Source organism: Natrinema sp. HArc-T2, assembly GCF_041821085.1.
In the GTDB taxonomy this organism is placed as follows: Archaea; Halobacteriota; Halobacteria; order Halobacteriales; family Natrialbaceae; genus Natrinema.
This window is the reverse complement of sequence record NZ_JBGUAZ010000004.1, coordinates 240,712-258,888: the sequence shown is the minus strand read 5'-3', so window position 1 is coordinate 258,888 and position 18,177 is coordinate 240,712. Positions and strand designations below refer to the sequence as shown.

18 protein-coding genes are annotated in these 18,177 nt (G+C 63.8%); 11 read left to right on the top strand and 7 right to left on the bottom strand.

The genetic code is table 11. From position 1 onward, the window contains the following. Window positions 1-158 precede the first annotated feature (158 nt). Window positions 159-1,154, bottom strand: coding sequence for a radical SAM protein (locus ACERI1_RS12060; protein ID WP_373618422.1), 996 nt, complete (start codon window positions 1,152-1,154; stop codon window positions 159-161). A gap of 195 nt (window positions 1,155-1,349) precedes the next feature. Between ACERI1_RS12060 and ACERI1_RS12055 the strand changes: the two genes are divergently transcribed. Then, entirely contained in the window at window positions 1,350-2,465 is a 1,116-nt protein-coding gene (locus ACERI1_RS12055) for a DUF373 family protein (RefSeq protein WP_373618421.1), read from the top strand. 9 nt (window positions 2,466-2,474) lie between these two features. On the opposite strand, the gene ACERI1_RS12050 is transcribed toward ACERI1_RS12055, so the two are convergent. From ACERI1_RS12050 to ACERI1_RS12040, 3 genes are all read right to left on the bottom strand, one after another. Then, window positions 2,475-3,317 (bottom strand): polyprenyl synthetase family protein, encoded by an 843-nt coding sequence (locus ACERI1_RS12050; protein WP_373618420.1) that lies wholly within the window; start codon window positions 3,315-3,317, stop codon window positions 2,475-2,477. Between the two features lie 314 nt (window positions 3,318-3,631). Next, complete coding sequence (locus ACERI1_RS12045; protein WP_373618418.1) at window positions 3,632-4,585, bottom strand: electron transfer flavoprotein subunit alpha/FixB family protein; 954 nt, start codon at window positions 4,583-4,585, stop codon at window positions 3,632-3,634. Next, window positions 4,582-5,373: an electron transfer flavoprotein subunit beta/FixA family protein gene (locus ACERI1_RS12040; protein WP_373618417.1), complete on the bottom strand. Its 792-nt coding sequence runs from the start codon at window positions 5,371-5,373 to the stop codon at window positions 4,582-4,584. Before ACERI1_RS12040 ends, ACERI1_RS12045 begins: the two co-directional genes overlap by 4 nt. Window positions 5,374-5,579: 206 nt before the next feature. On the opposite strand from ACERI1_RS12040, the gene ACERI1_RS12035 reads away from it, so the two are divergent. From ACERI1_RS12035 to ACERI1_RS12020, 4 genes are all read left to right on the top strand, one after another. Beyond that, window positions 5,580-6,053 (top strand): TRAM domain-containing protein, encoded by a 474-nt coding sequence (locus ACERI1_RS12035; RefSeq protein WP_373618416.1) that lies wholly within the window; start codon window positions 5,580-5,582, stop codon window positions 6,051-6,053. 372 nt (window positions 6,054-6,425) lie between these two features. Further along, window positions 6,426-7,418, top strand: a complete 993-nt coding sequence (locus ACERI1_RS12030) for an MBL fold metallo-hydrolase (RefSeq protein ID WP_373618415.1) — start codon at window positions 6,426-6,428, stop codon at window positions 7,416-7,418. Between the two features lie 204 nt (window positions 7,419-7,622). Continuing rightward, window positions 7,623-7,979 carry a hypothetical protein gene (locus ACERI1_RS12025; protein WP_373618414.1) on the top strand — a complete coding sequence of 119 codons (357 nt, stop codon included), beginning with the start codon at window positions 7,623-7,625 and terminating at the stop codon, window positions 7,977-7,979. A 151-nt stretch (window positions 7,980-8,130) separates the two neighbouring features. Further along, window positions 8,131-8,589 carry a Tfx family DNA-binding protein gene (locus ACERI1_RS12020; RefSeq protein ID WP_249361438.1) on the top strand — a complete coding sequence of 153 codons (459 nt, stop codon included), beginning with the start codon at window positions 8,131-8,133 and terminating at the stop codon, window positions 8,587-8,589. A 20-nt stretch (window positions 8,590-8,609) separates the two neighbouring features. On the opposite strand, the gene ACERI1_RS12015 is transcribed toward ACERI1_RS12020, so the two are convergent. After that, on the bottom strand, window positions 8,610-8,933 hold the full coding sequence (locus ACERI1_RS12015) for a multidrug efflux SMR transporter (RefSeq protein WP_373618413.1): 324 nt from the start codon (window positions 8,931-8,933) through the stop codon (window positions 8,610-8,612). Between the two features lie 114 nt (window positions 8,934-9,047). Between ACERI1_RS12015 and ACERI1_RS12010 the strand changes: the two genes are divergently transcribed. Beyond that, on the top strand, window positions 9,048-9,833 hold the full coding sequence (locus ACERI1_RS12010; RefSeq protein ID WP_373618411.1) for an SDR family oxidoreductase: 786 nt from the start codon (window positions 9,048-9,050) through the stop codon (window positions 9,831-9,833). A 111-nt stretch (window positions 9,834-9,944) separates the two neighbouring features. Then, window positions 9,945-10,916 (top strand): hypothetical protein, encoded by a 972-nt coding sequence (locus ACERI1_RS12005; protein WP_373618410.1) that lies wholly within the window; start codon window positions 9,945-9,947, stop codon window positions 10,914-10,916. 24 nt (window positions 10,917-10,940) lie between these two features. On the opposite strand, the gene ACERI1_RS12000 is transcribed toward ACERI1_RS12005, so the two are convergent. Beyond that, window positions 10,941-11,777 (bottom strand): ThiF family adenylyltransferase, encoded by an 837-nt coding sequence (locus ACERI1_RS12000; protein ID WP_373618409.1) that lies wholly within the window; start codon window positions 11,775-11,777, stop codon window positions 10,941-10,943. Window positions 11,778-12,012: 235 nt separating this feature from the next. On the opposite strand from ACERI1_RS12000, the gene ACERI1_RS11995 reads away from it, so the two are divergent. The 3 genes from ACERI1_RS11995 (at window position 12,013) to ACERI1_RS11985 (ending at window position 15,731) form a co-directional block, all read left to right on the top strand. After that, window positions 12,013-12,198 carry an HVO_0416 family zinc finger protein gene (locus ACERI1_RS11995; RefSeq protein ID WP_373618408.1) on the top strand — a complete coding sequence of 62 codons (186 nt, stop codon included), beginning with the start codon at window positions 12,013-12,015 and terminating at the stop codon, window positions 12,196-12,198. Between the two features lie 480 nt (window positions 12,199-12,678). Further along, window positions 12,679-14,556, top strand: a complete 1,878-nt coding sequence (locus ACERI1_RS11990) for a UvrD-helicase domain-containing protein (RefSeq protein WP_373618407.1) — start codon at window positions 12,679-12,681, stop codon at window positions 14,554-14,556. Further along, on the top strand, window positions 14,553-15,731 hold the full coding sequence (locus tag ACERI1_RS11985) for a M24 family metallopeptidase (protein ID WP_373618406.1): 1,179 nt from the start codon (window positions 14,553-14,555) through the stop codon (window positions 15,729-15,731). Before ACERI1_RS11990 ends, ACERI1_RS11985 begins: the two co-directional genes overlap by 4 nt. Window positions 15,732-15,768: 37 nt before the next feature. Here ACERI1_RS11985 and ACERI1_RS11980 read toward each other — a convergent pair whose 3' ends face one another. Continuing rightward, window positions 15,769-16,023, bottom strand: a complete 255-nt coding sequence (locus tag ACERI1_RS11980) for a hypothetical protein (protein WP_373618405.1) — start codon at window positions 16,021-16,023, stop codon at window positions 15,769-15,771. A 181-nt stretch (window positions 16,024-16,204) separates the two neighbouring features. Here ACERI1_RS11980 and ACERI1_RS11975 point away from each other — a divergent pair, with 181 nt between their 5' ends. Beyond that, window positions 16,205-18,124 carry a PAS domain-containing sensor histidine kinase gene (locus tag ACERI1_RS11975; RefSeq protein ID WP_373618404.1) on the top strand — a complete coding sequence of 640 codons (1,920 nt, stop codon included), beginning with the start codon at window positions 16,205-16,207 and terminating at the stop codon, window positions 18,122-18,124. The last annotated feature ends 53 nt before the right edge of the window (window positions 18,125-18,177 follow it).

Below are 18,177 nucleotides of genomic sequence, written 5' to 3'. Positions count from 1 at the left end.
ACGATCGTTATACAGTGCAAAAGACGGCTCGCTCACACTGTTTGTTCGCGATCAGGCCGGCAGCGTCCGTTCGACAACTTGCCACGTGCATCGTTTTCCGCTCGGGTTCGTTCGACTCTCCCTCGCGCAAAAACCTGCACCAAAACAGCCCACGGTACCTACGCTAACGGCGTCCGCTCGACGACCTGGCCATCGTAGGTCGGATACTGCTCGACGATCTCGCCGTCTTCGAGATCGCCTTCCTCGATCATCTCTTCGAGGAGCCACCAGGCGACTTCGACGTGGTTCGTCTTGACGGTGTAGAATTCCTCGGGGACACCGAGGGCCTCGAGTCGTTCGGGGTCGGCGTAGGTCTTCCCGTAGACGAGGGTACCGTCGTCGGTGACGTCGTCGAATTCGCGGCGGACGTTGCGGGCCATGCGCTTCAGGCGGCGGCGGTGCTGGGCCGCGTCCTTGAACACGGAGGTACAGAAGTAGACTCGTTCGTGGTCGCCCATGGCCTCGAGGATGTCCTCGCGGGAGCCGTCGACGGCGCTCATGTGGTCTTCTTTGAGTTCGAACCCCTGTTCCTGCATCCGACGGTAGTTCCCGTCGCTCATCTCGAACTCGTTGACGTTACAGAACTCCGCTGCGCCTTCATCTAAGAACTCGAGGAACTCCTCTTCGGCGCGGATGCCGGGAATCTCGAAGGCGGGCGTGAGGCCTTCTTCGCGGGCGATATAGAGGATCTCCTCCCACTCGGAACCGTGGAGGTTACCCCACTGCTCGAGTGGTGGGTGGAAGCGAATCTCGTCCAAGCCCGCTTCGGAGAGCCGTCGCATGTTCTCGCGACCACCCGTAATTCCGGTGTAGAGGTGAGTATGGTGGTCCTCGCCGAACTCGTCTTTGAGCAACTCGAGGTAGTGACAGGTCCGTCCCAGTGCCTCCTGAGGTTCGCCGCCGGTGATCGACGTGCCGAGCGCGTCCATCCGGTGGGCTTCGGTGAGGACGTCCTCGTCGTCTTCGACGAGTCGCTCGTTGGCGTAGACGTCGGTGACGTTCTTGCGATTCTCGCCGAGCGGGCAGTAAAAGCAGTCGCGCTGGTCGCAGTAGCCGTAGACGAACAGCACCATCTTCCCACCTTTCGCGCACTGCTCACAGCCCTTCGAGATCATTCGAACAACCGTAGCCGTCCGAGCCTCAAAAGGGGTGCGGATTACGGCGTCGCTGTGCTTCGTTGATCCGTCCCGTGGGACGGATCGCTCGAACGGTGCATTCGACCGTCTCGAGACGATCCGATACTCGTCGGACGCGTGATGAGATAGGCTGTCCCAGAAGACGGAAATAGCGCGGCGTGCAACCACAACCCGATGCTGCTGGTCCTCTGTGTCGACCTCGACGACGATCTCGGCCGCAAGACCGGCTTCTCGACGCCGGTCATCGGTCGCGACCCGGTCGAGGAGGCAGCCGTCGCCCTCGCGACCGCGGATCCGGAGGACTCGGACGTCAACGTTATCTTCCAGGGGTTGCACATCTACGACGATCTCGCCGAGCGCGACGAGAGCGTCGAGGTCGCCGTCGTCACCGGTAACGATCAGGGCGACGTCAGCGCCAACCGCGAGGTCGGCGACGAGGTCGACACCGTCCTCGCGAGCCTCTCGACCGGCGAAGACGTCACCGCACTCGTGATCACCGACGGCGCACAGGACGAATCCGTCATCCCGATCATCCGCTCGCGGGTGCCCATCGACGGCGTTCGCCGGGTCGTCGTTCGGCAGGCTCAGAACTTAGAGTCGATGTACTACACGATCAAACAGGTGTTAGACGACCCCGAGACGCGCGGGACAGTCCTCATCCCGCTTGGCATTCTCCTGTTGATCTACCCGCTCGCACTGGTCGGAGCCGTCCTGAACCTCCCCGGGCTCGTGTTGGGAACGACGTCGACGCTGCTCGGCCTGTATCTCATCTCGCGCGGGCTCGGCCTCGGCGATCGACTCGACACAGCGGTCGAACGCGCTCGCCGATCGCTGTATGCCGGTCGGACGACCCTGTTTGCGTACGTCGTCGCCGCCGCTCTGTTCGTTCTCGGAGGCGTCAGCGGACACGACAGCCTCGAGGCCGTCCGGACATCGACCGGTGGCGACCTCGAGGCTCCCGTCATGCTCGCCGCGCTCGTCTACGGCTCGATTCACTGGTTTGCCGCTGCCGGACTGACGACCAGTCTCGGCCAGATTACCGACGAGTACATCGCTGGCTCGCTCGAGTGGCGCTATCTCAATGCGCCCTTTTACGTACTCTCGATCGCGGTCGTCCTCCACGCGGTGAGCGCGTTCTTCCTCGGCAAGGTCGAGATCGCTTATCTGGCGGCAGCGCTGACGGCAGGGACGGTACTCGGAATCGCAAGTACGCTTACGTTTGCCGTCGCGGAATCACGACTGTCCGACGCGGGGCGTGAGGAGGGAACGCGACAGGCCGATCGGGTCTGACGAGTTGCGTTACCGTTCGCGCTGAACGACGAACTCCGCGAGCTCGAGGAGATACTGTCGGGCGTCGGAATCAGCGACCTCAACGCGATCCAGGGCGTCGATCGCGCGGTCGGCTTCCCGCCGGGCAGCGGCGTTGGCCTCGTCCGGCGTGAGATCGGTCACTTGAACGACCGACGGTCGCTCGAGAGCAGCGTCGTGACCGGTCGGTTTGCCGAGCGCTTCGGGATCGGCGACGGCGTCTAACACGTCGTCTCTGATCTGGAAGGCAACGCCGACCCGTTCTGCGTATTCGCCCAGCGCATCGACCGTGACGGGATCGGAGTCGGCGGCGATGGCTCCCAGTTCGGCAGCAGCCCGGAACAGCGCGCCGGTCTTCCGGCGAGCGAGTGTCATGTACTCGTCTTCGTTGGCTGGCTGGGCTGCCAGTTCGGTCGCCTCGCCGACACCGAGTTCGACCATCGCGTCGGCGACGACGCGGGTCGCGTCCGGATCGGGCGAAAAGAGCGCGAACGCCTCGCCCAGTAAGCCGTCGCTGGTGATGATCGCCGGGCCGTGACCGAATTCAGCCCAGGCGCTGGTCGTCCCGCGTCGGAGTTCGGAGCGATCGATGATGTCGTCGATAACGAGCGACGCCGTATGGACGAGTTCGATTCCGACGCCGAACTCGACGGCGTCCTCTGCCCGTCCACCCACCGTTTCGCAGGCCAACAGCGTCACCATCGGTCGGACACGCTTCCCCCCGGAGAGCGCGATATGGCGAACTTCGTTGGAGAGCGTCTCGGGCTCGACCCCTTCGACCACCTCGACGAGGCGCTTTTCGATCAGTGCCCGTCGGCGCTCCAGCAGTTCCATCAACCGCGCTTAGGAGTGGGTAGAAAAGTAGCTGACGGATCCGAAACGAAATTTTTGCACGATTAGAGACTCCTACGAAAGATATCGACCAAAAACACCGGAAGGGCGCAGCTCTGCCGAGCCCTCGTTCACTGCGTTCACGAGGAAAGCCGCTCGCTCACGTCGTTCGCGGTGTGGTTACTGGAACTCGTCGATGAGTTCGGGGACGACGTGCGACCACCTTTTTTCGCTCGGGTCGCTCACGGGTTCGCGACCACTCGCGAAAAAATCTGGACCAAAAAGCCGCTCACTCGCGATGCTCGTTCGCGGTGTGGTTACTGGAACTCGTCGATGAGTTCGGGGACGACATCGAAGAGGTCGTCGACGATGGCGTAGTCGGCGATGTCCATGATCGGCGCGTTGGGGTCGGTGTTGATCGCGACGATCGTATCGGAGCCTTTCATGCCGGCGACGTGCTGGACCGCCCCGGAGATACCGATCGCGATGTAAACGTCGGGCGTGACGACCTTCCCGGACTGGCCGACCTGACGGTTCTTGGGCAGCCAGCCGTTGTCGACGATCGGGCGCGAGGACGACAGCGTCGCGTCCAAAGCGTCGGCCAGGTCGCGGATCATCTCGAGGTTCTCCTCTTCTTCGATCCCGCGACCGACCGAGACCAGCAACTCGGCCTCGCTGATATCGACGTCGCCACCGCCGACTTCCTCGAAGCCGGTGACGGTCGAGCCGATCGCGTCCTCGTCGATGTCGGCGTCGAAGGCCTCGATCGCGGCGTCGCCGGTGCCTTCGGCAGCGGGCCACTCGGCACCGCGGATCGTGACGACGGCGTCACCCTCGAGTTGGGTGGTCGTCTCGACCTTGCCGCCGTACATCTCGCGAGTAGCAATCAGGGTCTCGCCGTCGGCCTCGAGGTCGACGGTGTCGGTGACGATCGGCAGGTCGAGTTCGTTCGCGACGGCGGGCGCGTAATCGAGCCCGTTGACGCTGTTGGGTGTCACGATGAACTGGGGTGCGAGCTCGTCGTAGAGCTGCGTGACCGCCTGCGCGTAGACGTCGTGGTTGAACTCTTCGCCGTGGTCGACGGTGTGGATGGCGTCGACGCCCTCGCGGTTGAGCTTGTCGGCGAAGTCGTCGACGGTGCCGCTGATGACAGCCAGATGGAGGTCGCCACCGGTTTCGTCGGCGAGTTCGCGACCGGCGGTGATGATCTCGTAGCTGACGTCGCGGAGGTCACCGCGGCGGTGGTCCGCGACTGCGAGGACGTCCGTCATTGTGCCACCCCCTTGTCGCGAAGCAGCTCACCGAGCTCTCCAGCCGTCTCGTCGGCGCTGCCTTCCCAGACGGTCGCGTCACTTTCGCTTTCGGGCTCGTACATCTCCGTCAGCTCGAGTTCGGTTTCGATCGTGCTCTCGTCGACGCCGATATCATCGAGCGTCTGGACGTTGAGTTCCTTGCGCTGGGCCTGGCGAATGCCACGCAGGCTTGCATAGCGGGGCTCGTTAATCCCCGTCTGGATCGTCAACACGGCGGGCAGTTCGATGTCGGTCAGCTCCTCGACGCCACCCTCGAGTTCGCGGCGGACCGACGCGACGCCGTCCTCGAGATCGTGTTCTAAGTGGTTGACGACGGCACCCCACTGGAAGCCGATCTCTTCGGCGACCGAGACGCCGGTCGCGCCGAAGCTGTCGTCGCCGGCTTGCACACCCGAGAGCACGAGATCGGGCTCTTCGGCCTCGATAACGGCGCTGAGGATCTCCGTCTTGGCGTTGACGTCGAGCAGGTCGACGTCTTCGAGGGCGTCGTCCCAGACGCGGACGGCGCGGTCGGCCCCCTTCGCGAGCGCCTGGCGGATGGTCTGTTCACAGTCTTCCGGGCCGATGGTGACCGCGACGACCTCGTCGGCGATCCCGTCTTCCTGGAGCTGGACGGCCTCTTCGATCGCGTAGTCGTCCCATTCGTTCAAGTCGGCACCGAGGTACTGGCCTGCGATTTCGGTTCCCTCGATTTCGAACTCGTCTTCGACGGTCGCCACCTCTTTGACCGTAACGAGAATTTTCATCATGGGATACTGCAACGCCCACCCCGTAAACCTTTTCGAAATCGGAAGTAATTCACCCCCTGTTCAGCTACCATATTTTAATAATTATTCGAGCTAGGTTAGATCTGCTTTCAATATTTCTGTTGCTTGCTACCAGCGTTTCTTTCAGTGGTGTTCGCCATCTCGAAGACGGAAACGGTTTAACACCGCCGCTAGTAGTACTGTGCATGGCAGACTGTCCACTCGCTGACGACTGCCCGGAGTTCTCCGAACGGATCTCGGGGATGGGGTGCCAGCACTACGGCGACCGGGGTGGCAAGGAGTGGTGTAATCACTACAACCAGCCGATCGAGGATCTCAAAACCCAGCCAGTCAAGGCAGGCGAGGAGGTCGTCATCGACGTCGTCGACATGCACGAAAGCGGTGCCGGTGTCGGTCGAACCGAGGACGGGTTCATCGTGATGGTCGATGGTGTCCTGCCGGAAGCGCGCGCTCGCGTCGAGATTACGCGAGTCCACAGCAATCACGCGCGGGCGGAGGAACTCGAGCTCCTTCCCATGGAGGCCGACGAGGCCGACGAGGACGGCGACGGTGAGGACGACGAATCCGCAACGGCAGACGACATCGATGACGAACCCGATGACGGTCGCTCGCCCGATCGTGAGCGACTCGGTAGCCGCGAGAACTTCTGGGGCTCCTAGCGTCTCGAGTGGACAGTCGACGCGGGCCGTGGCGAGCCCGGACAGGCCCGAGAACACGATACAGCCGCCGAGACAACCGACGGCGTCGATATTTTGATTGCAGTCGTCCCCGATCCGATCGACTGCACGTTGACGGTTGTTTTCGTCTCGACCGCCGTGCTTGGCGTCAGAAAAATAGTTCTTTGCGCGCGAGAAGCCGACTGTTTGCAACAGTCAGTTTGATGCGGGCGCCTGCCAGTGGGTGCCGGCGGGTCCGCGACTCGCGATAGGTGTGTCGGGACCACGTGACAGCAGTCGGCCTGTGACTACGGGCCCGGTTCTCCCGTGCCGCTTCAGACAACGTTTTCTCAATGAGCGTGATATATGTGGTTCATGCAACGGCTCTCGCTGGCGAATGCTGCGTTCGAAGGTGATAACAACGCGTATCTGTTCGCCGATGGCTCGGAAGTGACGTTGATCGATACCGGCGACTGGATGGCGACGACTCGCCGGCAACTCGAGGCGGCACTTTCCGAACACGGTCTCGGACTGGCGGATATCGACCGAATCCTTCTGACCCACTGGCACCACGACCACTGCGGGCTAGCCGGCGAGATTCAGGCCGAAAGCGGTGCTGACGTGTACGTCCACGCCGCCGATGCGGCCCTGGTCGCAGACGATACAGACGCCTGGAACGCAATGTACGACCGTCAGCAGCGCTACTTCGACGAGTGGGGGATGCCCGAGGACAAGCAGGCGGTGCTCGTCGACCGGATGACCGACGACGAGACGACCGTCGAAACGCCGACCGTAACGTCCTTCGAGGACGGTGAGACGTTCACCGTCAACGAAATCGATCTCGAGGTCGTCCACACCTCCGGCCACGCGGCTGGGCTTTGTATGTTCGAGGCGACGATCGATGGCAAACGGCACGTCTTCTCCGGGGACGCGCTGTTGCCGGTCTACACACCCAATGTTGGCGGTGCGGACATCCGTGTCGAGCGCCCGCTCGAGACGTACCTCCGTGCGCTACAGGGAATCGTCGACGCCGACTACGACCGCGCGTGGCCGGGCCACCGCGCGCCGATCGACGACCCCACCGCTCGTGCCCAGTACATCATCGATCACCACGAAGAACGCTCCTGGCGGGTGCTCGACGCGCTGAATCGGCTCGGTCCCTGTGATACCTGGACCGTCAGCGCCGACCTATTCGGAGAGCTCGAGGACATTCACATCCTCCACGGGCCCGGCGAATCCTATGCCCACCTGGAACACCTAGAACGCGACGGAACCGTCGTTCGAGAGGGAACCGAGTATCGGCTGGCAGACGGTGTCGCTGAGACGCTCGCCGATCTCGACGAGGAGCGCTGGGAACTCGAGTACTGATCGGACTACTGTCAGTCAGTTTCGGTGCACCTGCGACCCGAGCTGCGGTTGCGCCGGTACATCGGTACAACAGACCGTATGTGCCAGTGTCGGTGTCCCGAGCGCAGCCCACGTCGTGTCTCCGGGTCCCCGTGACTCTCGATCGGTGTGTCGACCCCGTTTGATACCGAGAAGTATTTACTCACTACCGAGTTAGTGGTGGGTATGATGTGGCAAGATCTCGTCTTCCTGGCTGGCAGCGTCCTTTCGATCGCCTTTCTCGCCCCGACAGTGCGTGATGCGACGGCGAACGTGCCGCTTGGCTCGAGCGTGCCGTCGATGACGATCGGGGCGATCTACGCGGGAACGTACGCGACGATGGGGATGTCGTTTTCCGCGCTGGGGTCGCTCGGCGTCGCGACGATGTGGTCGCTGATCGTCTCCTATCGTTCGCCCAGCCCGCACGACGGTCCTGGGAACGTCGTCCGATTTGGCCGCTCGCTGGTCCGGCGCGCACGCCAGTCGCTGACCGGGACGCCGACCGAACACGACCAGTCCGTGTCCAGCCACTCCGCCGACTGACGACGATCGGTTTCGTTCTCGACACGCTGGTCCGACTTCTGTGTCGCCATCGCGGTCGTCCGATGCCGGGACCGTGGAAGCTTTGATGCCGCCGACGGCTAGAGGCTACTATGGCCACGCGAGCCTGCAGCGTCGGCGGAGGCGGGTCGCCGTGATCGACGATATCGAGGAACTCCTAGCGGAGATCGGCTTCGATCCCGAGACCAGCGTGCTGACCTATCGACAGGCACAGGTGCTCGCGTTACGCGAACGCGACGTCTCGCAGGCTGATATCGCCGATGCGCTTGGTACCTCGCGAGCGAACGTCTCTTCGATCGAGTCAAGCGCCCGCGAGAACGTCGCGAAAGCCCGCGAGACGGTCGCGTTCGCGGAGGCGCTTCGCGCGCCGGTCCGAGTTCGCGTTCCCGCCGGAACCGACCTCTACGACGTGCCCGAGCTGGTCTACGACGCCTGCGACGAGGCCGGCGTCAAGGTCGATTACACCGCCCCAGATCTGATGAAAGTCGTCAGCGACGCCGCCGGCAACGCGGTTACGGGCCGGCAGGTGTCGACACCGCTGATCGTTGGCGTCACGTCGGAAGGGATGGTTCGGGTTCGCCATCAGGACTGAGCAGCCCACATTTACCGCGGTCAGTGCCCGCTCGAGACGACGTTGAGACCGACGACCCCGACGACGATACAGAAGATGAACGCGAGCCGAACGAGCGTTGCTGGTTCGTCGAACAGCATGATGCCGAGCGTTGCCGTCCCGACCGCGCCGATCCCCGTCCAGACCGCGTACGCGGTGCCGATCGGGAGGTTCTGCACCGCTTGCGCGAGCAATACCATGCTTACAACGAGCGCGACCGCTGTTCCAACCGTCGGCACCGGTTTCGAGAGCCCGTCGGAGTAGTGGAGCCCGATCGCCCATGCGATTTCGAACAGTCCCGCAACGAACAGCAGCGGCCATGACATCGGTGATATCCAGTCCGTTCTCGTCGACCGATAGTGTCGCGGTTCTCGACGGCCACGGCGGGACCACCTGCCGGCTCCCCGAGTGATTTGTACACCGCTCCCGTCGGTTCGGACATGGATCTCGAACTCGACGGCAATTCGGCGTTGGTGACCGCCGCCTCGAGCGGCCTCGGCTTTGCGAGCGCACAGGCACTCGCCGAAGACGGTGCGAACGTTGCGATCTGTGGCCGCGACGAGGAACGGCTCAAAGGCGCCCGCGATGAACTTGACGCGATGGGGACGGGCGACGTGCTCGCGGTGCAGGCCGATCTGACCGATCCCGACGACGTCTCCCACCTCGTCCGCGAGACCGTCGACGCCTTCGGCGGCCTCGACCACCTCGTCACGTCCTCGGGTGGACCGCCGAGTACGACCTTCCTCGAGACCGACGAACAGGACTGGTACCAGGCCTACGACCTGCTGGTGATGAGCGTCGTCTGGACGATCGAGGAGAGCTACGAGCACCTGCTCGAGTCCGACCACGGGACGATCACCTGTATCACCTCCAGAACCGTCCGGGAAGTCGTCGACGGCCTGCTGCTGTCGAACTCGGTGCGCCGCGGCGTGATCGGCCTCGTCAAGACTATTTCCCGGGAGTTCGCCCCCGAGATCCGGGCCAACGCAGTGCTGCCAGGGACGATCGAGACGGCCCGAATCGAGGAACTCATCGATGCCAGGGTCGAACGGGGCACCTACGACGACTACGAGGAGGGGCTGGCGGCGATGGCCAGCGACATCCCGATGAATCGCATCGGCGAGCCCCGCGAGCTCGGTGACGTGGTCGCCTTCCTCTCGAGTCCCCGTGCGAGTTTCGTCAACGGGGCAGAGATCCCGATCGACGGCGGCCTGCTGCGGAGCTAGACCAGCAGGCGTCCGTAGCGCTGTCGCGCACGATCGCGGTTCCGATCCGAACGTCGGGGTTCGATTTCAGAATCGTAACCAATTCGGATCTCCTCGCTCGAGAAGCGGCGTGTGTACGGTCCGGTTCGACTCGTTGGCTACGTCGCGTTGCTCGTCACGCCTGCGGTGTTACTCCTCGGTGCCGTTCGCGCGCCGCCTGACCTCTCGATCGGGCTCCTGAGCGTTCCGTTCGGCGTCGCGCTCACGGGCACCGTCGTCGCCGAGACGGAACGTCAGCGTCTCTCGAGCGCCGACGCGATCGGTCTCGATCGAACGGATACCGTCGACGCGCTCGCGGTTGCCACGGCGGCAGTCCTGACGTACGGGCTGAACGTTCACGCCGGTCTCGGGCCGGTTCGTGCCTCTGCGCTCGTCGGACTGGCCGTCGGCCTTGTCCTGCCGCAGGTCGGCGGCGCGGCCTACTGTGGGTCGTTCGTCGGGATGGTCTCCTCGACCGTCCTCCCATCGCTCGAGGGGGTCGCGATCGCGGGAACGGTCGCCGGGCTCGCGTTCGTCGCGACGGCGGACGTCTTCGGCGGCTTCGGTGGCAAATACGGCACGCTCGCACTCTTTGGTTGTCTCACGAGCGTGACCCTGCTCGGTGCCGACTACGCCGCCGGTAGCACACTCGTCTGGGGCGTCGTGCCTGCGATCGTCGTCGTCGCCGTCGTCACAGCAGTCGCAACTGTCATCTTGCGCACGCACGCCGGCGCGAGTGCGGTCGTCGCGTCCGCAGCGGTCGGGTTGGCTGCCGGCCTCGCGTTCCCGATCGTCCTGCCCGCGCTGGGGTCGACGCTGGCTTCCGTCGCCTTCTGTGCCTCGTTCGTCGGCATGTCGAGTGCCGACCGGCTCGAGACCCTCGGCCAGGTCGCGGGGGCCGGCCTCGTCTGTGGGCTCGTCTACGTCGTGGTCGCGCCCGCCCTCGCCGGTGCGGGTGGCAAACTTGGAACGACCGCATTCGTCTCCTGTCTCGCCGTCGCCGGCGGGTTGGAGTTGCCGACCCTCGTGCGCTCGCGCGTCGGTCAGTCCCCGCTGGGTCGGTAACGGTCTTGAGACACGGCTTGCCGGTCAGTCCGCCGAAATCTCGCAGGTTCCCTCGTAGGCGACGTCCTCGACGGACTCGATCTCGGGGTCGTCTCCACAGACCGGACACGCCGGGTTCGACTGTACCGGCACTTCCTCGAAGGTCATGCCCATCGCGTCGTACATCAGGAGGCGGCCCTCGAGTAGGTCGCCCTTCCCGATGAGATACTTGACGACCTCGGTGGCCTGGATACAGCCGACGGTGCCGGGGAGAACGCCGAGAACGCCCGTGGTCGCACAGTCGGGGACGGTCCCTGGCTCGGGTGCTTCGGGGAAGATACACCGGTAACACGGCGGGTCGTCGTCCCCGCCGCGGTCGTTGGTAAACGACGTGAGTTGGCCTTCGAAGCGGTAGATCGCGCCGTGGAACAGCGGCGTCTCGGTGAGCACACAGTGGTCGTTGAGCAGGTACCGGGTGGCGAAGTTGTCGCTGGCATCGAGGACGACATCGTAGTCGGCGACCAGTTCGTCGACGTTCGCCGCGGTGATGCGGGTTTCGTGGGTCTCGACGTCGATGTCGGGATTCAGCGTCGCGACGTAGTCGGCCGCGCTTTCGACTTTCGGTCGGTCGACGTCGTCGTCGCCGTGGACGATCTGGCGTTGTAAGTTCGAGCGTTCGACGACATCGTCGTCGACGATCCCCAGTCGACCGACGCCGGCTGCCGCGAGGTACTGGATCGCCGGCGAGCCGAGCCCGCCTGCGCCGACGATCAGGACGGACCCCTCGAGCAGCCGCTGCTGGCCTTCGGGGCCGATCTCGTCCATGATGACGTGTCTCGAGTAGCGGTCGAGTTGGGTCGCATTGAGGCGCAGATCGCTCATATCGTAGTGTTCGGACGAGAGCGAGAAAAGGACGTGGGTCGTTCGACCCGCCGGTCTGCGGTGGGTCGGGACGATCTGCTGACACTGTGTCTCGACCAGCTACAACCCGCCAGACGGGTGCGCTGGCACCCATTGATAGGGGTCGTGATGTTTCGACGACGTGTGTGGGTTTGTGGAGGGGGCAGCATCTTCACCGACCCAACGATTTATTATTGTGCTGTGCGTTCACACACCTATGGCAACCTCACCCAGTGATGCCGGTGACGACGTCATCGATCAATTCCTCGCCGATCGCGGTCACTCGGTCGAACCAGTAGGGTGGGAACAAGAGTATAACAAAAAGCAGTGCCCGGAGTGTGGCGGCCTTCACGATCCGTCCGCCAGCGCCTGTACCGTTTGCGGCTGGGAACCAGCGTCGTAAGCCGCCTTTTGCACCGGGGACACGGCACACGTTGCTGTCGTGATCCGTCCCCGACCATTGCGTTGCACTCGGTGTAAACGATCGTAGCCACCGATAGGTGTCTGCCACACCGTCACTGCATACCCGATCGCACAGGGGACTGTGCGACTGATTTGTTAACTGTTACCGTTGATTCTATAGTGTGCTCGCCGCCGTTTCTATCATGTAGTATTCAATACAGTTATAGTTCAGCACTCGTGACGATCAATTGAAGTAAATATGCCGGAATGCCAGAACTGTGGTGCGTTCGTTACTAAACGATACGCACGAGTGTTCACCCCACGTGGTGTCGACGAACCACGCGTGTGCCCAGACTGTCAGGACAAGATCCGTGATGGCGCTGACGTCCGCGAGGCCCGCTCTTCGCGCGATCCGTGAGCGCTCGTTTCTGTCGACGAAAACCCACGTCACTTATGCGTGTCGCGCTCTTGTACAGCTACAATGGCTACGACGGACACGACGGTTACCCGCCTGTTCGGCGGTCCGGGAAGCGGGAAGACGACCGCGCTTCTCGACCACGTCGAAGATATTCTCGATCAGGACGGCGTTACCTTCCGAGACATTCTCGTTGTCTCGTACACGCGAGCGGCAGCGCAAGAGGTCCGAGAACGACTCGCCGAACGCCTCGGCGAGAGCCCACGTGCGCTGCAGGGCAACGTCTGTACGATGCACGCGAAGGCCTACGAGCTCCTTGATCTCTCTCGAAGCGACGTCATCGGCGAATCCGACAAAGAGGACTTCTGTGACGAGTACGGTATCGAGTACGAAGACGAGTACTCGGGTGCTGGCCGCCGAACCGCCCGGTCGACGACGATCGGCAACAAAGTCATCGCGACCAGTCAGTGGCTCCAGCGAACCAGCCGCGACGTCTCCGACTGGTACGACGTCCCCTTCCAGTGGGACGAAGAGGAAGTCCGACTCCCACCGGAGATCGACCCCAACGCCCAGGAGGGGAACAAATACACCCCGACCTGGCCCAGCGACGACGACCGGATCGACGTCCCCGAAGCGATCCGTGCCTGGCGCTCCTACAAGGGCGAACAGGGCAAGATCGGCTTCGCCGATATGTTAGAGCGCGTCGAACAGCGCTCGCTGCTGCCCAACGTCGACTACCTCGTGATCGACGAGTTCCAGGACATCACGACCCTGCAGTACGACGTCTACGAGGAGTGGAAACCCCACATGAAGCAGGTGCTGATCGCCGGCGACGACGACCAGGTCGTCTACTCCTGGCAGGGTGCCGATCCCGCGCTCTTGCTCGAGGAAGAGGTTGACGACGACATTATTCTCCCGAACTCCTACCGGCTGCCCTCGAACGTCCTCAACGCGGTCAACAAGGAAATCCGCCACATCGACCAGCGCCAGGACAAAGACCTCAAGCCCCGAAAGGAAGGCGGAGCCGTCGAGGCACGCACCAATGCGTCGATGCTCGACGTCGTCCGGATGGTGCGGCGCACGCTCGTCGAGGGCGACGGCACCATCATGGTGTTGTTCCGCGCCCGCTACCAGATGTTCCAGTTCATCGACGAGTTCATCACCGAAGGGGTGCCGTTCACCTCGCTGACCGATCAGCGGATGTGGACCGACCGGCTCACCCAGTACGTCCGCGCGGTCGAAGCGATCGACGCCGGCGAGGACGTCACCGGCCTGCAGGCCCGCCGACTCGCCGACATGCTCCAGGAGTCGGCCTTTGGCACCAACGACCGCGACGACCTCTTCGACGAGATCGACGAGCGCCAGGAGGACGCCGGCATCGACGACCTCGAGAACCTCATGATTCCGACCGAGGTCATCTCCGACCACGTGCCGTTCATGCCCGGCCCAGCCTCTGCCTCGGATATGCTCCGGAAGGTCACCAACTTCCAGAAAAAGAGCGTCCGCGCCTACTTCGCGATCGGCGAGTACCAGGGGATGGACACCGACCGGGTCCGCGTCGGCACGATCCACTCCGCGAAGGGTCGTGAGGCCGACCACGTCCTCGTCGGCACCGACCTCACCGAGAAGGTCGTCGAGCAGATGGTCGCCACCGTCGACGACCCCGAAGCCATTCCGGGCTGCGAGGAATTCACCAAGACGACCTCGCCAGTGCCCGTCCTGACGGACAACGAACGGCGCGTCTTCTACGTCGGCATGTCTCGAGCCCGCGAGCGGCTCGTCCTCCTCGAGAACCTCGTCGACGGCGCGCCCACGCTGCCGGTCGACGTCCTGCTGAAAAACGAACTGACGGAGCTGACCCTCGAGGAACTCGTCGAGGAGGCCCAGCAGCCGGTCGACGACGGGGACGCCGACGGGCTCGAGGCCGAAGCCGAAGCGCCGTGACCGGAGCGGACGATCGCGGGATCGAGCACGGTCTGCCAGCCGATGGTCCGTCACCGTCGGCGCTCGCCCGCGAGCGGCGTGAGAATGCAGCCGACGTGCTGGCTTCCACACTCGAGACCCGAGACGCGACCGCATTCGTCCACGCCGGTCGCGGACGCGAGCCGTCGATCCGCTATTGCTGCGAGTCGATGCCACACGGACGTACTGCCGTCGCGTACGACGGCACCACCGACGAGTGGCTCGTCCGCTCGGCTGACGCAAGCGACGGCCATCCCGCTGCTGACCTCGCGGCGACGCTTGCGGATCGCGGTCCCGAGGGGACGATCCTGACCCCACCACACGTCCCACACGATGCGGCGCTCTACCTCGAGAACGCGGGCTTCGAGGTGGCCTCGACGGAGGCCATCGCACGGGCGCGGGCGACGAAAACCACCGGCGAGTGCGACCGGATTGCGGTCGCACAACGCGCAGCGAGCGCTGGGATTCGACGGGCCGCGTCGGTCCTGGCCGACGCGGCGATCGTCGACGGTCGGCTCGCGGTTGAAGATGGGAACGGCGACACCGTCCCGCTGACGCCCGCCCGCTTGCGGATCGCCATCGACGAGGCGATCGTCGGCGCGGGTGCGTTCCCAGCTGGCAACACCGCCGTCAATCCCGAGACTGTCTCTCATCCAGACACCGACGCCGACAGAGAGGCACTCCGACCCGACGAGTCGATCGTACTCGCAGCCACACCCCGCGGGCCGTCCGGCTACTACGGCGGACTCGTCCGTACACTCGTCGTCGACAGCGACGGCGGTCGGGAACGGCGCGTCCACGTCGCCGTCACCCAGTCGTTTCGCTCCGCGCGGTCGCTGCTGACGGCCGGCTCGGCGTCCGTCCACACCGTCGCAGCCGATCTCGAGGCAGAAGTGCGCTCGTTCGGACTCGACGACAGCGACGAGGTCGAGGCCACCGTCTCCGGCGTCGGCCTCGAGTCCTGCGAAGGGCCGATCGACGGCAGCGACGAAATCGAACCCGGGGCCGTGGTCCGACTCGATGTGGCCGCCCGCGTCGACGAGACGAGTCGGCTCCGGATCGCCGACGTGGTAGTCGTCACTGACGAGGGCGAACGACCCGACCGACTCGCGGCCCCTGCACATTCGCTGTCGCCGGCGGCGCTGCTCGAGCGGTAGCGTGATAGCAGTCCGGCTCGCCAGGGACGCCGTCGCGTTAGCGTTCGTCCTCGGAGTCGGGGTCAGGGTCTTTCGTGATGGCGCCGACGAACCGTTTTGCGAGCAGTTCCGGGATGTCAGTCGGAAGCGTCAGCCAGTGTTGGATAGCGACGAGTCCGACCGCGAGCCCGATGAGGGCGACGCCGAACGTCGTCTGCCCGCGAATCAACACGAGCTCGAGCCCGGCGATCGCAGCGGGAAGGGCAAGAACGAGCGTGCCTGCGAGTTTGATCGTGTCGATGATGCCGGCCATTGGCGGTACATCGCGTCTGAACTGTAAAAACGCGACGGCAGCGGTTTCGGTCGCTCGCGGTGGCGCTGTCGCTGTCCGGCTTGGTGGATTTGATTTCGTTATATGGGATTGACTATTCACTAAAACTTTGAAATAGATGGCGCCCGGGGTATCAGTATCGGCTCCGAGCCCGACGAGCGTCATGTCACACCAATCGAGACAGCGATACGAAGCGATCTGTGAAGCCTCTCCCGATGCTATCCTCCTCGTCGATACCGATGGCCGGATTACCTACGCGAATGCACGTGTGACTGACCTGTTCGGGTACGAGCCGCCCGAACTCGTCGGTGAGCCGATCGAAATTCTCGTTCCGGAGGCTGTCCGAGACGAGCACGTCGCCCAACGCGACGCGTACATCACTGCCCCCGAAACTCGTCCGATGGGCGTCAATCTCGAGCTCTCAGGCCGACAAAAGGACGGTTCGAAGCTTCCAGTCGACATCAGCCTGAGTCCGATCGAGACGAACGGGCGACGCGAATTCATGGCCGTCGTCCGGGACATCAGCGAGCAGAAAGCGCTGCGGACGAAATATCAGACTATCCTCGAGGCAGTGCCGGATGCGGTCTTTGTCGCGGACGCGGAAACGGGCGAAATCATCGAGGTGAACCAGCAGGTGACAGAACTCACCGGATACGAGCCGAATGAGCTCGTCGGCGAGCCGCAATCGGCCCTCCATCCGTCGGGTGAGGAAGCGTCCTACCGTGAGCTCTTCGAAACGCACGTCGGTTCCGGCCAGTCGATCTTCACACAGTTTCCGGACGGCTCCGACATCTACGTCGAAACGAAAGACGGCAACCGGGTCTCGGTTGAGATCAACGCTCACGTCTTCGAACTGCAGGAGCGACAGCACGTCGTGGGTGTCTTCCGGAACGTGACGGCCCGCAAGGAGTACGAGCGACAGCTCCAGGCACTTCACACGGCGACGCGCTGGCTGATGGAGGCAGACGACCGAACGGAGATCGCACAACTCATCGCCGATGCTGCGAGTAAGATTCTCGGCTACAAGCACAACGTCGTTCGACTCGTCGTCGACGACGCGTATCTGCATCCGGTCGCCGTCACCGAGCAAGCGGAATCGGAGATGGGTGACCGGCCCGATTATCCGCTCGATGGAGATGCTCCCGTCAGCCGCGCGTTCCAACGTGGCGAGCCGATTCGATACGAGAACCTCCAGTCGCTCGAGGACGATCACGACCGCGGCGAGGCACACTCCGCGATGTATCTCCCGCTCGGCGACCATGGCGTTATCAGTATCGTCGATTCCGACATCGACGCGTTCGACCAGTCGGACGTAGAACTCGCGTTCGTGTTGTCGCTGAACGCCGAAATTGCGCTCAACCGACTCGCGTACGAACAGGAACTCGAGCGTCAGAACGACCGCTTAGACGAGTTCGCACGCGTCGTCGCCCACGACCTTCGCAACCCCCTCAACGTCGCCCAGGGGCTTGTCGCGACCGCACAAACGGACGCCGACCTCGAACAGCCCGACGACCTCGAAACCGTCCTCGATCGGATGGCGGGAATCATCGACGACGTGTTGACGATGGTTCGGTGTGGGTACGACCTCGAGTCGGTCGACGCACTCTCGTTCGGTGACGTCGTTACGACCTGCTGGGACACTGTGGCGACAGCCGACGCCTCGCTGCAGATCGACTCCGATGGGCAGTTTTTCGCCGACGAGAGTCGTATCCGGAACCTGTTCGAGAACCTGTTTCGAAACTCCGTCGAGCACGGCTCGACGAGCCCTGCCTCGAACACTCGGCAGGACGCCACCGAGCACGATGGCGACGGCGTCACCGTCACCGTCGGACTCGGCGACGACGGGTTTTACGTCGCGGACGACGGCCCGGGTATCCCGCCGGACGAGCGCGACCGCGTCCTCGAGCCCGGCTGGACCACGAACCCCGACGGAACCGGGCTCGGCCTGAATATCGTCCGCGAAATCGCACAGGCCCACGAGTGGGACGTCACCGTCACCGAAAGCGCAGCCGGCGGCGCGCGATTCGAGTTCTCCGGCGTGCGCACCGCCGTCGGTGACGAGTCGGTCACACCACAATCCTGAGGCTGCCCCGACCGTAGGCATGCCGGACGCGACGCCGCTGTGAGTTGGACCCG

Coding starts and splice junctions, on each gene's coding strand:
- ACERI1_RS11980 (WP_373618405.1), bottom strand. CDS start 16,023: ATGGCCGGCATCATCGACACGATCAAACTCGCAGGCACGCTCGTTCTT.
- ACERI1_RS12040 (WP_373618417.1), bottom strand. CDS start 5,373: ATGAAAATTCTCGTTACGGTCAAAGAGGTGGCGACCGTCGAAGACGAG.
- ACERI1_RS12000 (WP_373618409.1), bottom strand. CDS start 11,777: ATGAGCGATCTGCGCCTCAATGCGACCCAACTCGACCGCTACTCGAGA.
- ACERI1_RS12045 (WP_373618418.1), bottom strand. CDS start 4,585: ATGACGGACGTCCTCGCAGTCGCGGACCACCGCCGCGGTGACCTCCGC.
- ACERI1_RS12025 (WP_373618414.1), top strand. CDS start 7,623: ATGATGTGGCAAGATCTCGTCTTCCTGGCTGGCAGCGTCCTTTCGATC.
- ACERI1_RS11975 (WP_373618404.1), top strand. CDS start 16,205: ATGTCACACCAATCGAGACAGCGATACGAAGCGATCTGTGAAGCCTCT.
- ACERI1_RS12030 (WP_373618415.1), top strand. CDS start 6,426: ATGCAACGGCTCTCGCTGGCGAATGCTGCGTTCGAAGGTGATAACAAC.
- ACERI1_RS12055 (WP_373618421.1), top strand. CDS start 1,350: ATGCTGCTGGTCCTCTGTGTCGACCTCGACGACGATCTCGGCCGCAAG.
- ACERI1_RS12050 (WP_373618420.1), bottom strand. CDS start 3,317: ATGGAACTGCTGGAGCGCCGACGGGCACTGATCGAAAAGCGCCTCGTC.
- ACERI1_RS12015 (WP_373618413.1), bottom strand. CDS start 8,933: ATGTCATGGCCGCTGCTGTTCGTTGCGGGACTGTTCGAAATCGCATGG.
- ACERI1_RS12010 (WP_373618411.1), top strand. CDS start 9,048: ATGGATCTCGAACTCGACGGCAATTCGGCGTTGGTGACCGCCGCCTCG.
- ACERI1_RS11990 (WP_373618407.1), top strand. CDS start 12,679: ATGGCTACGACGGACACGACGGTTACCCGCCTGTTCGGCGGTCCGGGA.
- ACERI1_RS12035 (WP_373618416.1), top strand. CDS start 5,580: ATGGCAGACTGTCCACTCGCTGACGACTGCCCGGAGTTCTCCGAACGG.
- ACERI1_RS12060 (WP_373618422.1), bottom strand. CDS start 1,154: ATGATCTCGAAGGGCTGTGAGCAGTGCGCGAAAGGTGGGAAGATGGTG.
- ACERI1_RS11995 (WP_373618408.1), top strand. CDS start 12,013: ATGGCAACCTCACCCAGTGATGCCGGTGACGACGTCATCGATCAATTC.